Source organism: Lewinellaceae bacterium, from assembly GCA_020636135.1.
In the GTDB taxonomy this organism is placed as follows: Bacteria; Bacteroidota; Bacteroidia; order Chitinophagales; family Saprospiraceae; genus JAGQXC01.
In genome coordinates this window covers 2,996,834-3,010,583 of sequence record JACJYK010000001.1, presented here as the reverse complement: position 1 = coordinate 3,010,583, position 13,750 = coordinate 2,996,834, and the positions used below count along the sequence as shown (strand labels likewise).

At 48.6% G+C, this 13,750-nt stretch carries 10 protein-coding genes; 4 read left to right on the top strand and 6 right to left on the bottom strand.

Features of this window, described 5'->3' with window-relative positions; all coding sequences use genetic code 11:
* Positions 1 to 147 precede the first annotated feature (147 nt).
* The 3 genes from H6570_11505 (at position 148) to H6570_11495 (ending at position 2,208) form a co-directional block, all read left to right on the top strand.
* Entirely contained in the window at positions 148 to 543 is a 396-nt protein-coding gene (locus H6570_11505; GenBank protein ID MCB9319903.1) for a transposase, read from the top strand.
* Positions 544 to 608: 65 nt separating this feature from the next.
* Positions 609 to 1,391 carry an IS3 family transposase gene (locus H6570_11500; protein ID MCB9319902.1) on the top strand — a complete coding sequence of 261 codons (783 nt, stop codon included), beginning with the start codon at positions 609 to 611 and terminating at the stop codon, positions 1,389 to 1,391.
* 352 nt (positions 1,392 to 1,743) lie between these two features.
* Positions 1,744 to 2,208 (top strand): nucleoside deaminase, encoded by a 465-nt coding sequence (locus H6570_11495; protein ID MCB9319901.1) that lies wholly within the window; start codon positions 1,744 to 1,746, stop codon positions 2,206 to 2,208.
* 1,755 nt (positions 2,209 to 3,963) lie between these two features.
* Here the strand turns inward: H6570_11495 and H6570_11490 are convergent.
* Positions 3,964 to 4,332 (bottom strand): DMT family protein, encoded by a 369-nt coding sequence (locus H6570_11490; GenBank protein MCB9319900.1) that lies wholly within the window; start codon positions 4,330 to 4,332, stop codon positions 3,964 to 3,966.
* Between the two features lie 238 nt (positions 4,333 to 4,570).
* On the opposite strand from H6570_11490, the gene H6570_11485 reads away from it, so the two are divergent.
* Complete coding sequence (locus tag H6570_11485) at positions 4,571 to 5,113, top strand: hypothetical protein (protein ID MCB9319899.1); 543 nt, start codon at positions 4,571 to 4,573, stop codon at positions 5,111 to 5,113.
* Positions 5,114 to 5,222: 109 nt separating this feature from the next.
* Here H6570_11485 and H6570_11480 read toward each other — a convergent pair whose 3' ends face one another.
* The 5 genes from H6570_11480 to H6570_11460 all read right to left on the bottom strand — a co-directional run bounded on the left by H6570_11480 (position 5,223) and on the right by H6570_11460 (position 13,746).
* Complete coding sequence (locus tag H6570_11480) at positions 5,223 to 6,905, bottom strand: GAF domain-containing protein (protein ID MCB9319898.1); 1,683 nt, start codon at positions 6,903 to 6,905, stop codon at positions 5,223 to 5,225.
* A gap of 8 nt (positions 6,906 to 6,913) precedes the next feature.
* Positions 6,914 to 7,291, bottom strand: coding sequence for a response regulator (locus H6570_11475; GenBank protein MCB9319897.1), 378 nt, complete (start codon positions 7,289 to 7,291; stop codon positions 6,914 to 6,916).
* Between the two features lie 9 nt (positions 7,292 to 7,300).
* Entirely contained in the window at positions 7,301 to 7,678 is a 378-nt protein-coding gene (locus H6570_11470) for a response regulator (protein MCB9319896.1), read from the bottom strand.
* A gap of 51 nt (positions 7,679 to 7,729) precedes the next feature.
* Positions 7,730 to 12,055, bottom strand: coding sequence for a response regulator (locus H6570_11465; protein ID MCB9319895.1), 4,326 nt, complete (start codon positions 12,053 to 12,055; stop codon positions 7,730 to 7,732).
* 245 nt (positions 12,056 to 12,300) lie between these two features.
* The gene (locus H6570_11460) at positions 12,301 to 13,746 is read right to left on the bottom strand and encodes an ATP-binding cassette domain-containing protein (protein MCB9319894.1); all 1,446 of its coding nucleotides are present in this window, start codon (positions 13,744 to 13,746) and stop codon (positions 12,301 to 12,303) included.
* Positions 13,747 to 13,750: the final 4 nt, after the last annotated feature.

The window sequence follows — 13,750 nt, the reverse complement described above, 5'->3', positions numbered from 1 at the left end:
AAAGCATCCGGACCACTTGAAACCTAAAATCTAAAATCAATGAATCTAAAATCAAACAGGGGTGGGTTGTGTAGCAAGTTATAACTTCAGGACATCCTCCAATCTCCATGTAAAGTCCTGAAATAAGTTGACAACAAAACAAAAACGATGGAAGTTGTCAAATTGAAGTATTCAAAAGGATATCGCCGTTATAGTGAGAGCTTTAAATTACATGTATTGCATGAGCTACGCACCGGGAAGTACAATAAAAATGAGCTGGTTCACAAATATGGAATTGCAGCAGGTTCGTTATTAAATTGGATCAACAAATACGAACAGCCAGACTTATTAAACCGTCGAATACGTATTGAAATGCCAGAAGATCTCAATCGAATCAAAGAGTTAGAAGCCAAAGTGAAGGAGTTGGAAAAAGCCTTGGTAAAGACCCAGCTTGATTACTTGTACCATGCAGGCTTAAATGAATATGCTGCACAGCGCTTAGGCTATGCCAATTCGGACGAGTTGGCAAAAAAGCGAGATGCCAAGGAGTCGAAAAAGCAATAGTTCTACGGAACTCGCTTGGCACGGGGAAACAACCAACCGTAGAACAAGTAAGCAGACGATTTGGGTTGAGCCGGCAAGGTTACTACCAAGGGCTACAACGGCTTGGCAAGAAACAAATCCAGGAGGAAGTGATTGTGGATAAAATTGTGCAGTGTCGACAAAAGCTTACAGAAGAAGGAGGCCGAAAAATGCTTAAGCGCATCCAACCTGTACTGATGGAATCAGGCATCAAACTGGGTAGAGATACGTTGTTTGAGCTACTACGCAAATATGACCTGGGCGTAAAATGGCGCAAGAACTATGTGCGAACGACGAATTCGTTGCATCGTTTTCACGTCTATAGTAATCTGATCAAAGAAATAAAAGCACAACGATCCAATGAAGTGTGGGTCAGCGACATTACCTATATCAGTACACGTGCCGGGTTCATGTACCTGGCTCTGATTACGGATGCATATTCGCGCAAAATCGTCGGATACGACATCAGTGATAGCCTGGAATTACACGGCTGTTTACGGGCTTTGAAAATGGCTTTGGCACAACGATCTTCAACGTTACCATTGATTCACCACTCGGACCGGGGCATTCAATACTGTAGTCATGCTTATACCCGCTTGTTGAATAGTAACAACGTTCAGATCAGTATGGCTGCCAAAGGAAACTGTTATGAAAACGCAATGGCTGAAAGAGTAAATGGTATTCTCAAGAAAGAATTCTATCTCGATCAGGAATTCGCATCAAAAAAGGTTGCTGTAAATGCTGTAAAAGACGCCATTTACCGCTACAATTATGTACGATTCCATTTAAGGCTCAATTACCAAACTCCAGCATCAGTTCATGCTGCATAAATATCATTGAACCTTACCATGGATAGTATTATTTTTAAATCATCTCTTAATCTGTCAACTATTTCCAGGACGAGACATTTAATCTTAAATCTTAAATCTCAAATCCTAAATCTCAAATCCTAAATCTCAAATCCTAAATCTCAAATCCTAAATCTCAAATCCTAAATCTCAAATCCTAAATCTCAAATCCTAAATCTCAAATCCTAAATCTCAAATCCTAAATCTCAAATCCTAAATCTCAAATCCTAAATCTCAAATCCTAAATCTCAAATCCTAAATCTCAATTCTTAAATCATTTAATCTTAAATCCTAAATCCCCTTCTCATCCACCGATCTTACGTAATTTTGCCGCATGAACTTCACCGTATTTTCCGACGAACACTTCATGAAGCTGGCTTTGCAGCAGGCACAGCTGGCTGCCGAAGCGGATGAGATCCCGGTAGGAGCCATCGTTGTCAGCCAAAATCAGATCATTGCCCGGGCCTATAACCGGACAGAAGCATTGCAGGATGTGACCGCCCATGCCGAGATCCTGGCCCTGACCACAGCCGCAGAATTCCTGGGCAGCAAATACCTCACTGATTGTACGCTGTATGTCACCCTGGAGCCCTGCGTGATGTGCGCCGGTGCTCTGAAATGGGCTCAGCTGGACCGGCTGGTGTTCGGCGCCAGCGACGATAAAGAGGGATTTATGCGCTACGGAAAAGAATTGCTGCACCCGCAGACCAAGATCGAGATGGGCTTGATGGAAGAGCAGTGCCGTGCGTTGCTGCAGGATTTCTTTAAAGAGAAGCGGGCCCTCTCCAAGTTAAAATAAGCACGACCGTTCCACTGAATAGTGACCTCCTTGGCCTTGGTTTGTCTTCGGGACTAAGTCATGGTTTTTGGTTGCATTCCTTCTATCGAAAGAACCAGGATTGGAAAGCACTGATGTTAACCTGTAATTATGATCGTAAGTGGTTGAGAATTAAGCGTATTGAATAGTTAGATTTTCATTTTCAACAACACTTTAGATTGGGCCGCAGAATTTCTGTGGCCTTTTTTTGTTTTCAATTGTGATGGTGGTGTAAAACGGAATGCATCGCTCGTACCTCGCTCGAAAGTTGTCACAACGAGGCATCACGCAGAGTGCCGAAGCTGTCTGTCGGGGTTGTGCATAACGGATTGCGTCGCTCACGTTTCGGCTCTAATCACTGATTTGCTAGTGTAGCGGGTATGCCTGGAATCTGGTGATGGAAACCCAGCTTCCTGAACCTCAGAAACGATGCTGGAGTCTCATCGCATATGCTGCTTTGGCGGTAATAAGGGATTCCTCACGACGATTTGCGATGCAAATCTGTTCGGAATGACAGATTTGCTGGAGAATAGTGTTAAGGAATGCGTCGTTCGTACTTCACTCGCTAGGACACTGGTTGTCACAGCGAAGTATCTCGCAAAGCGACGAAGCAGTCTTCCGGGGTTGTGCAGGACGGATTGCGTCGCTCGTTCCTCGCTCGCAATGACAGTTTTGCTGGAGAATAGTGTTAAGGAATGCGTCGTTCGTACCTCACTCGCTAGGACACTGGTTGTCACAGCGAGGCATCTCGTAGAGCAACGACGTTGTCTGACGGGGTTGTGGATGACGGATTGCATTGCTCGTACCTCGCTCGTAATGACAGATTTGCTGAAGAAGCGGGTATGCCTGGAATCTGGTGATGGAAACCCAACTTCCTGAACATCAGAAACGATGCTGGAGTCTCATCGCATATGCTGCAATGCCGGTAATAAGGGATTCCTCACGACGATTTGCGATACAAATCTGTTCGGAATGACAGTTTTGCTGGAGAATAGTGTTAAGGAATGCGTCGTTCGTACCTCACTCGCAATGACGCTAGTTGTCACAGCGAGGAGCCTTGCAGAGCGACGACGCTGTCCGTTGGGGTTGTGGATGACGGATTGCATTGCTCGTACCTTGCTCGCAATGACAGGTTTGCTGGAGAAGCGGGTATGCCTGGAATCTGGTGATGGAAACCCAGCTTCCTGAACGTCAGAAACGATGCTGGAGTCTCATCGCATATGCTGCTATGCCGGTAATAAGGGATTCCTCACGACGATTTGCGATTCAAATCTGTTCGGAATGACAGTTTTGCTGGAGAATAGTGTTGAGGAATGCGTCGTTCGTACCTCACTCGCTAGGACACCAGTTGTCACAGCGAGGCATCTCGCAGAGTGCTGATGCTGTCTGCTGGGGTTGTGCAGGACAGATTGCATCGCTCGTACCTTGCTCGCAATGACAGATTTGCTGGAGAAGCGGGTATGCCTGGAATCTGGTGATGGAAACCCAGTTCCTGAACATCAGAAACGATGCTGGAGTCTCATCGCAACTGCTGCAATGCCGGTAATAAGGGATTCCTCACGACGATTTGCGATGCAAATCTGTTCGGAATGACAGTTTTGCTGGAGAATAGTGTTAAGGAATGCGTCGTTCGTGCCTCGCTCGCTAGGACACCAGTTGTCACAGCGAGGCATCTCGCAGAGTGCCGATGCTGTCTGCCGGGTTGTGCAGGACGGATTACGTCGCTCGTTAGGACCATCACTTCTTAAAGGTGAAGTAGACCGCCAGGATCAGGCAGATGAATGCATAAAGGTGGTTGATGCGAAACGACTCGGTGCGAAAGACCAGCAGTGTGAACAGGGTGAAAACAACCAGTGTGATGACCTCCTGGATCACCTTTAATTGGATCAGGGTGAACGGGCCGCCCATGCCCTGATATCCGATGCGGTTGGCAGGTACCTGGAGGCAATATTCAAAGAAAGCAATGCCCCAGCTGACGAGGATGATCACCCAGATGCCGGCATGCTCAAACCATTTCATTTCCCGGAACTTCAGGTGCCCGTACCAGGCCAGTGTCATGAAGGTGTTGGAGAAGGTCAGGAGTATCAGCGTGGAGAGTGCTTTCATACATTTTCACAAAGCCATTTTGGAGGTTTGCAGCGCGAAATTACCGGGTAGAATTAAATTCATTGCAGGAAAAATTTTGTGACCAGCTTCAGAGCATGTGTTATCGGATTAACCGCTGGAGAAACCCATTAACAAGCAATTAAGAATCGCGGTTAAAGTAGGGTTAATCAGTGGATTCCGGGTTTACAGGACGAACCTGATACTATAGTTTAGGAGTTACAAAATAAAGCGAAATACGATGACACGTACACGATGGATATTAATGGCCGGCGTTGCTATGACATTGGCAGCTTGCGGGCCGAGTTTGCGTCCTTTCACAGAGGATTTTTACCAGACCTACGACTTTAAAGAGGGAGATCTCAAAAAGATCCAGTTTTATAATTCGCGCGACATCGTGCTGTACCAGACCGCACAAGGCGGCAATGTCGAGATCTCAGAAGGAGCGGTCAAAGTGGTTGACGGTAAGAAGCGCGAGGAAATCGTCATCCCGCGGGGAACACCCGGCGTCCTGGTTATGATGCCTAAGGAAGACCGTTTTGCGATCTCCTTCGACGCCAAAGACTCAGAGCGCTATCTGATGTTTGGCCCCAATCCGAAATACGGTGAACATTATACATTGCTCGCCTCCGACTGGAAAAAATACCAGGGTGTCATCACCTATGGTGGTGAGAAATTTTATACCGACAATACCAGTGCGCTGGCTCAGCTTATGTTCGATGTGAAAGAGTTGCGACGCATCGAAAACAAAACCTACGTGGCTAAAGGGCGTACGGTAGAATAAAATATTGTTTTAAGGTTACACGATGGACAAGCATCAAGCTTCAGTACGCTGAGGCTGATGCTTTTTTTTATTTCAATTATCTGACCGAATCAGGTTTCTGCGGTAAGGGTCATTTGGATTGCATGATCTCCACACCACTCCAGTCCTCCGGAAGGCCGTTCTGCTGATGGTTATGGATCCGTTTGAGTAGCAGTTGAGCCGGGAGGTCATGAGGATTTTTACTCAGCAGTTCCTGTAATAACCGCCGGGAGGTGTTGAAGTCCTGGATCAGGTAGTTGTCCATGGCTTCTGCGAATAAGGATTGGGTTTCAGACTTCCATTTAACCTGCTTATCCGAATCGCCGTCAAAACATTCAAAGATGGCTACAGGTTCGTATTTTCCTTTTACCTGTACCTGTCCCAGGTAGCGCAATCCGAAATCAGGACTGTTTGGAACGGCTTTTATTTTGTTTAGGCTTTCACCGCTGAGGAGGATTTTGGCTCCGAAATATTTTGTCAGGCTTTCGATGCGGGAAGCCGTGTTAACGGTATCCGCTATGGTGGTTGCTTCCATGCGCTGGTGATCTCCGGTGATGCCCATGATCAAGGGGCCTGTATGCAGGCCAATGCCGATGGCAATGGGTTTGCGTCCGGCTTCTGCCCGCTCGATGTTATACTGGCGGACGTTCTGCTGAATTTCAACGGAAGCAGCCAGGGCTTCTGCCGGCGTGCCCGGGAAAATAGCCATAATGCCATCACCGAGGTACTGATTGATGAATCCGTTGTTATGATAAATGCGCGGCCCCACGCGGCGGTTGAAGGCATTGACAAACCGGAAATTCTCCTCCGGTGTCATGCTTTCGGATAGGGTGGTGTAATCCCGGATGTCACTGAAAAAGACCGTGACTTCCCGCTCGATCTGATCTCCCAGGACGACCTCGGTCAGGTTTTCCCGCCCCAGGGCACTGATAAACTCATAGGGAACAAAGCGGGTGGTGACCTCATGGATCTTGCGGATAGCCTCCTCCCGTTCCTGAGCCTCCTGGATGCGTTTTTGGAACAATAGGGCACTCTCGATCGCCGAAGCGGATTGAAGGGCGATATTGGTCAGTAATTTCAGGTGGGAAGCCTTGTATTCAAAGGGTAGGGTGTGGGAGAGCAGGATCATGCCGAGGACCCGGTGTTTGACCTTCATCGGGGCATAAAGCAGTGCTTCAACGGGAATAATGCTTTGGCCCAACGGGCCTTTAAATTGATTGCGGATATTTGCCTGCCCGCTGTTTAGGAATTCGAGTACCTCGGCCTGTCTGATCGTATCACCTTCCTGGAACAGCGCTTCTCCTGCCGTGGCAAGGATGCCGGGATCTTCGGTGCCTTCCGGAAGAAAGATCACCATGGCACTGTCCGCTTCGATCAGTTGCAATACTTCATCCAGTGCGGTGGATGCAATCGTCCTGGCGTCCAGTGCGCTTGCCAGCTTTTCCGAAAAATTATAGATCAGATTGATTTCCCGGTAGAGGTCCAGTACCTCCGCACCGATCAGTTTTTTTTCCGATTCTTTCTCTGCCAGATGGCCAATAAGACCGGAGAGCAGACTGGTTTGTCCATTTCCGTATAACCAGCCCAGGGTTTCACCACCCGCTATAATAGCTTCATTGTGGGCGTCATCTGCCTGGGGATTTCCCCACACCCACTCACCCTGCATGTCGCGAATGTGCACATCGACATTTAATTCGATGATCAACTGCTCCAGTTGCCTGGCGGTTTGTTTGCGTTTATTCAGTAATTGTCGGAGCTGGATGCCGGCCATCATTCGGTGGATTAAACGTTCAATACCTCGGTGGCCAGATCAAATAGCGCATCCGGGTCGAAGGGCTTCGTCATGTATTTGTCGGCGCCAACATCCATCCCTAGCTGCCGGTCCATCTCCTGGCCTTTAGCTGTCAGCAGGACAATGTAGACCTGGTCGAGGTTTAATTCTTTCTTCACCTTACGGCACACATCCAGGCCATTCATCAGTGGCATCATGACATCCAGGAAGACCAGATTTGGTGTTTCACTTTTGATGATATCCAGGGCTTCCTGGCCGTTGGTAGCCTGCAGGATGGTCACGCCTTCATCTTCGAGTTCTTCCAGCGTTTGTTCCAGCAACATCCGGATGTGGGCTTCGTCATCAACGATCAATAGTTTCTTTTCCATCACGATCAATTAGAGGTCAAATATTTCTCCGGCCAGAGAGAGCACAGCCCCCGGGTCGAAAGGTTTGGTCAGGTAGCGGTCTGCCCCGGCTGACAGGCCTTCCTTGCGATCCGTATCCTGTCCCTTCCCGGTCAGCAGTACGATATAGATATCCGTCATCCCCAGTTCTTTTTTGATCCGGTGGCAGACGTCCACTCCGGTCATCTTAGGCATGTTGTAATCCAGGAAAACCAATTGCGGATGTTCCGCCTGGATGATCTCTATGGCTTCCTCACCATTGCGTGCCTGCAATAACTCGATCCCTTCATCCTCGAGGTCTTCGAGCGTCTGCTCCAGCAACATTCGTATGTGTACTTCATCATCGGCAATCAGGAGTTTACGTGGCATGTGGTTTTGTGGTTTTATGGTGTTATGGTTTTGTGGTTATATGGTTTTGGTTTATTGGTAGACCAGGAAGACGACGTGTTCCATCCCTTTTTCAAAGCGCAGGGATTTGACAATGTCCTGTTGCTCACCGGAAGCGGAACGCAGGATGATCACATCCGGAAGGATGGATTTGGCTTTCTCTAGTAATTCGGATCCATTGGATTCGACCACCTGATAGCCACGGGCCTGCAGTACATCGGATAGGGTTTTGACGGTGGTGGTATTTTCATCCACCACCATAATTTTCTTGCGTGAATGGCCTTGTTCCAGGAGGGCATTGACCTCGTGGATCAGCTGTTCGGTTTCAAATGGTTTGGTCAGGTATTTATCGACGCCGATCCGCATTCCGCGCTCTTTGTCCTGTACGATGGAGAGGATAATGATCGGTATGTTCATGGTAACCGGGTCGTTTTTTAAGATCGCGGCTACATCAAAGCCATTCATTTCCGGCATCATGACATCGAGCAATACCAGGTCCGGCTTCTGCTGCCGGATTTTCTCCAGAGCTTCCTTGCCATTTTCGGCTTCCCTCACCTGGTATCCGGCTTCTCCGAGTTCCTGTACCAGCAGCCCCCGGATGGAAGGGTCGTCATCGACGATCAAAACGGTGTTGACATTGGGCATGGATTTAAGCGCCGACTGATCGATGCGTTCCTTCAGTTGCTTCATCAGGGCTTCCAGTTCCATAGGTGGTATACTGGTCTTCGCTTCCTCGGTGACCGGGATGGAGAAGTAGAAGGTACTTCCTTTTCCGGTTTCACTTTCCAACCACAGTCGCCCGCCGTGATGTTCGATGATTTCTTTGCAAATCGGCAAGCCCAATCCCGTGCCCTGTGGCTTATCGGTTAAGGTGTCGCCAACCTGTTTGAATTTTTCAAATACTTTGGGCTGGTCTTCGGGTGCAATACCGATTCCGGTGTCTGTCACACTGATAACCAGATGGTCCCCTTCCTGTTTTGCGTTCAGCGTAATGCTTCCTTTTGGGGTAAATTTGACCGCATTGGAGAGCAGGTTGATTACGACCTGGATCAGTTTATTGTGATCTGCCATTACCACAGGCAGTTCTTGGGAAATGTTTTTCTGGACACGAAGCTTTTTTTGTTCCACCAGGGAATGAGTGGCTTCCAACGCGCGGTTCAGGATGGAATCCACGCGGCAGGGTTCCATATGCCATTCGATTTTTCCGGCTTCGATTTTGGCGAGGTCGAGGACATCATTGATCAGCTGGGTGAGGCGTTCCCCCTCGCTGGTGATAACGTCCATGTTTTTACCCACCTGCTCGACGACACGGGACATTTTAGGATCGGTCTGATCCAGGGCCGGAAAAACGCGCTCTTCCAACCGTTTTTTGACAATTTTTGCAAAACCGAGAACGGATGTCAGCGGCGTCCTGAGCTCATGGCTGACGGTGGAAAGGAAAGAACTCTTGGCTTCATTGGCGCGCTCGGCATCAGCACGTGCCTGCTGTGCTTCATCGTAAAGGGCTGCATTATGAATGGCCACGCCTACGCCTGCGGCGATGGTGCTGAGCAAATTCTTGTCGGATTCGTTAAACCGGTTGGTTTGTTGGGTACTCTGTACACTGAGAACACCGATCATCTCCTTACCGACCGGGATGGGGACGCCCAGATAGGAAGCTGCTATTTTACCGATTTTCTTAATCCCCAATGCATCGTAATTACTATCCACATCCTGATTCAGTAAGAGGGGATCTCCGGAAATGATGATTTGGGAGGTGAGTCCCTGGCCCAATGGAAGAGGTGGGAAGGTGTCTCCATAGCCATAGGGGAAATTGATGATATTAGTGCTTTTGTCGAGCAATGCCACATAAACAATGTTGGCATGGAATAAGTCCTGCAACTGATTGCCAACCATCTGAATCAAAGAATCGGAATCCAGCTGGGTGGCCAGGGCCTGACTGACCTGGTTGATGATCGCAAGCTCTTCGACACGCAACTCCAGTTCTTTGGTGCGTTCAGATACGGTATTTTCCAGCTTTTCACGCTGTGAGCGCAGATTGCGTGTCCGCCAACTGAGAAAGGCCCAAATACACAGACCAACTGCCAAAATGTAAAGGGCAATAGCCCACCAGGTACTGTACCAGGGGGACAAAATGGTAAACGAATACGTAGATTCTTCGGTCACCTGATTGTAAATATTCTGCGCCCGGACATGAAACGTGTAGGGACCGGGAGGCAGGCTGGTAAACTCGCGGTCGGTCCGCAAATTCCAATCGGTCCATTCCTTTTCAAATCCTTCGAGCCATGTCTGATATTTTATGCGTTTTGGACGGACATAAAAAGGAGCCGCGTATTCGAAAGACAATTGATTGGACTGATAGCCGATGCTGGGTGACTGGCCGAAGGTCAGCAATGAATCCCCTGGTAAGGCTACTTTCCGAATGATCACCTGGAACAAGGATGGCTCTGGAATCGGAATGGTGGGGTCGTAGCGGATCAAGCCATCTGTCGTACAAATCCAGACGGTTTTACCATTTGGGTCGGGGTAGACATTCCAAACTTCTGCGTTGTTGATCGGGCCAAACGGGTCTGCGTCGATCGTATAAGTTCCATCACCATTGGGTGTGCATTTCGCAATACCGCGGGTGTTCTTGACGTCAGCATAGACGTTGCCATTTTTACCGGCGAAGAGATAAGTCGCATTAACTCCGAATGTGCTGTCCGGCAGAAAGCGGTCCACCTCCGGATGATATTTGGAAAATCCGGCTGATTGAGACTGCCCGTAGAGGAGGCCGTTCACTTCAATGATCTGGCCTTCCTCGGCAAATCCCTGGTCTGGTCCGTAATGGGTTACCTGAACATTTTTTACCGACGGCCAATCCGGAAAGACCAGACGGTCGGTTCCAGTCACCGCATCGCTGAACCAGATGGTCCCCGGCTTCTCCTCCGCCATACAGAGGACGGACTTTTTTGCCGGTAAGAGGTAATTTTCAAGCTGCAAGCTTCCATCTGCTTTGAAACGCATGGTGACAATATTCTCGGCGAGGGCAACAAACAATAAGGTCGAATCGAAATTGCTGGGTAACAACTGTTGGACGTAAAAATTATCAGCAATGCTCTTGCGAATGGGAATTGCTTTATTGTTCTGGGCCTTGTACAGTCCAAGTGAACTGCCGACCAATACTTGATTATTAAAGGTCTGGATTTGCGGAACCATGTTATTCAGACCGGGAATGGATTCAAAACGCTTGCTATCCGGATCAAAAAAATATCCGGATACAATTCCACCGACATACATTTCATCACCGATCGAAGACGCATCATAGACAACGCCTTCAATGCCCATGCGGTCATCGTAATAAGTAAGAGGAGAAGTGGTCTCAATTTTCGATACCGAGTTTTGATGCAGGATCCAGAGCGCTCCATTTTTATCCAGAAACAATCCACGGATATCGTCTGATTCGATGCCCGCTTTACGATCCACATGAAAGAGCAGATGCCCGGACTGATCAATAATAAACACCCCGGCTCCTCGTGTACCAATGGCAAAGTGGCCATTGAGTAAAACGGCACAACGGGTCATAGCATGTTCCGCAAGAATGCCGTCAATCTCGGTAGGGAAAGGAGTAAATTGCCGTCCATCGTATGTATAAAAGCGATTCTCCGTACTACCAACCAAAAGTTCGCCATTACCCAACGGCAGGATTGCGTTTGTACGTTCAGTGCCAAATTGTTCACTGCCAGGCATGAATTTCAGTTGGCTGCCGGTCATCTCAAGCAGGCCGACATCCTGTTGCCGCACGATGAAGCGATTTTCGATTTCCAGCGGGCTGCGAAAGTTAGCTCCGGGCCATACTTCCATGGAGTCCTGGCCTTCACTCCAGCGCAACAAACACGAATCTGTGACAAAATAAATGCTGTTATTCAGATAGCTCGCAGAGGATATATAAAACTTCCGGTTTCGGACCGGGACTTTATCCAGGAGCGAATGGGGTTCCGCAACCCCGGATTCACCACGGGATAAATAGCCAAGCACACCACGACCAGCATAATAGATCCTCCCATGATTGTCGCTTGCTATTCCAGTCACCTGCTGAAGGTCTCCATCCGTAATCTTGATTTTCTGCCAGGTCACCCCATCGTACTCGAGGATACCCAGGGTGGTTCCGAAATACATGACACCACGGTCATCCTGGGTGAGTGAAGAAAAGTAAGGCAACTCATCCAGACCCTCGATTTCGATCTTGGAGATCAATGGATAGCCAAGGCCCTCCAGTTCGGATTGCGCCTGCAGGGAATAAATATAAAAGCAGAAAAAAAGAGTAACAAATAGCCTATGGCCAGGCTGCCGTAAGACAGTCAGGATGTTATTGGTCATCGTCTTTGGAGTTATTAATTACTGTGCACTGGTTGCGAATCCGGGAGAATTCTGTAACCGGTACGCTGGTCAAGATAACAAATACACTGGTATTATTATTTTAATTCATCTAATGTGCTGATTTTTCAATACTTGTTTATCAGCAGCAGGTTAAGGATTCGCATTTTTGCAAAGGCTTTGTAATGGGGTATATAGCCATGCCAAAGGCTGCAATCAAAGGGTTGGAGGTTCATTTCAAACCTATTTCAGGTTTCAGTGAGATTCAATTGATAGGTCACGTTTGCTGGTATTTCTTCCTTCCGGTGGGTGATAAAGATCAATGTATGCCGATCCGTCAAAACGGACTCAATCAACTGATTACACTTCTGGATCAGCACATCATCCAGGCCCTGGTAAGGCTCATCAAGCAGCAACATTTCTGGGGCTTTGATCAGTGCCCGGAGAAACAAAACGAGCCGCTGTTCTCCGGTCGAAAGGGTAGGGAAAGGCCGGTCGGCAAGTTCAGATTTCCCAACATGAATTAAAAGGACCAGGGCGACCTGACGGGCTTCTTTTGGTGGTGGATGAAGTAGTTGGAAGCGGTCCTCCAGGCCGGTCAGGATGACGTCCAGCGCGGACGCTTTGCTGTGGAAATAGGCATGTAATTCCGGTGAACTGAAGCCGATGCGTTTTTTGACTTCCCAGATGGTATCTCCTCTTCCCCGGCGCTGGCCAAACAGATACACATTATTGCTATAGACTTGCGGATGATCGGCGTAGATCAATGCCAATAAGGTAGATTTGCCAACTCCGTTGGGACCCTGCAGCGCCCATTTTTCTCCGGGCAATACCTTCCAGTTAAATCGCTTCAAAATACTGGCATCCAGATAGTTGACGTGGATGTCCTCCAGTCTCACCATAGATTCCGGTTGCTTGGAAAACTTTGTGGATTGAAAATGACGGATCAGTGTATTGATGGCAGTCTGAGATTCTTCCGGAATCTGGGGCGGGTCAGGGTAATGATCTACCCGGGTTCCTTCATGGAGGATCAGTTCGTGGGTGATGAAGCCGGGAACATAGGGCAGGGGTTCGGTCATGATCAGGGAAATGGATCCATGCCGGATCACTTCTTCCAGCAGATCATACAACACGCGGACGGAGCCAACGTCAAGACCCAGGCAGGCATTGTCCAGAATCAGGATCGCCGGCTGGTGCAAGAGCGCTTTGACCAGTAATAATTTGCGCGTCTGACCGCTGGACAGCTTGATCTGCTCACGGTCCAGCAACCGGTCGATCCCCAAAGAGGTTAAGATTTTCTGATGTTCCGGATTTTCCGTGTCCAGTCCCTGCAACTGCAGGTATTCCCGGACAGTGAGATGACCTTCCGAATCAAAGGCATGATAGCGTTGCTGGTAATAATGGGTCGTCTCGACCGGATTGAAAAGTCGGGATGTGTCGGTAAATGAAACCATCTGCACGGCGGACCGGCGCTGATCAAAGCTGGGGTTATCGCCTAGATAAGGATATTGAATCTGTCCCTGACGAACATGCATCTTTCCGGTGATGGCACTGCATAGACTGGATTTGCCACTGCCGGTACTACCACGAACGACCCAGTGTTCGCCGGGCCGGATGGTCCAGGTGATATTCCGCACGAGGTCGACCGGGCCAATTCCGGCGGTAAGATTTGTTATTTGCAGCAATGGTTTCACAGGC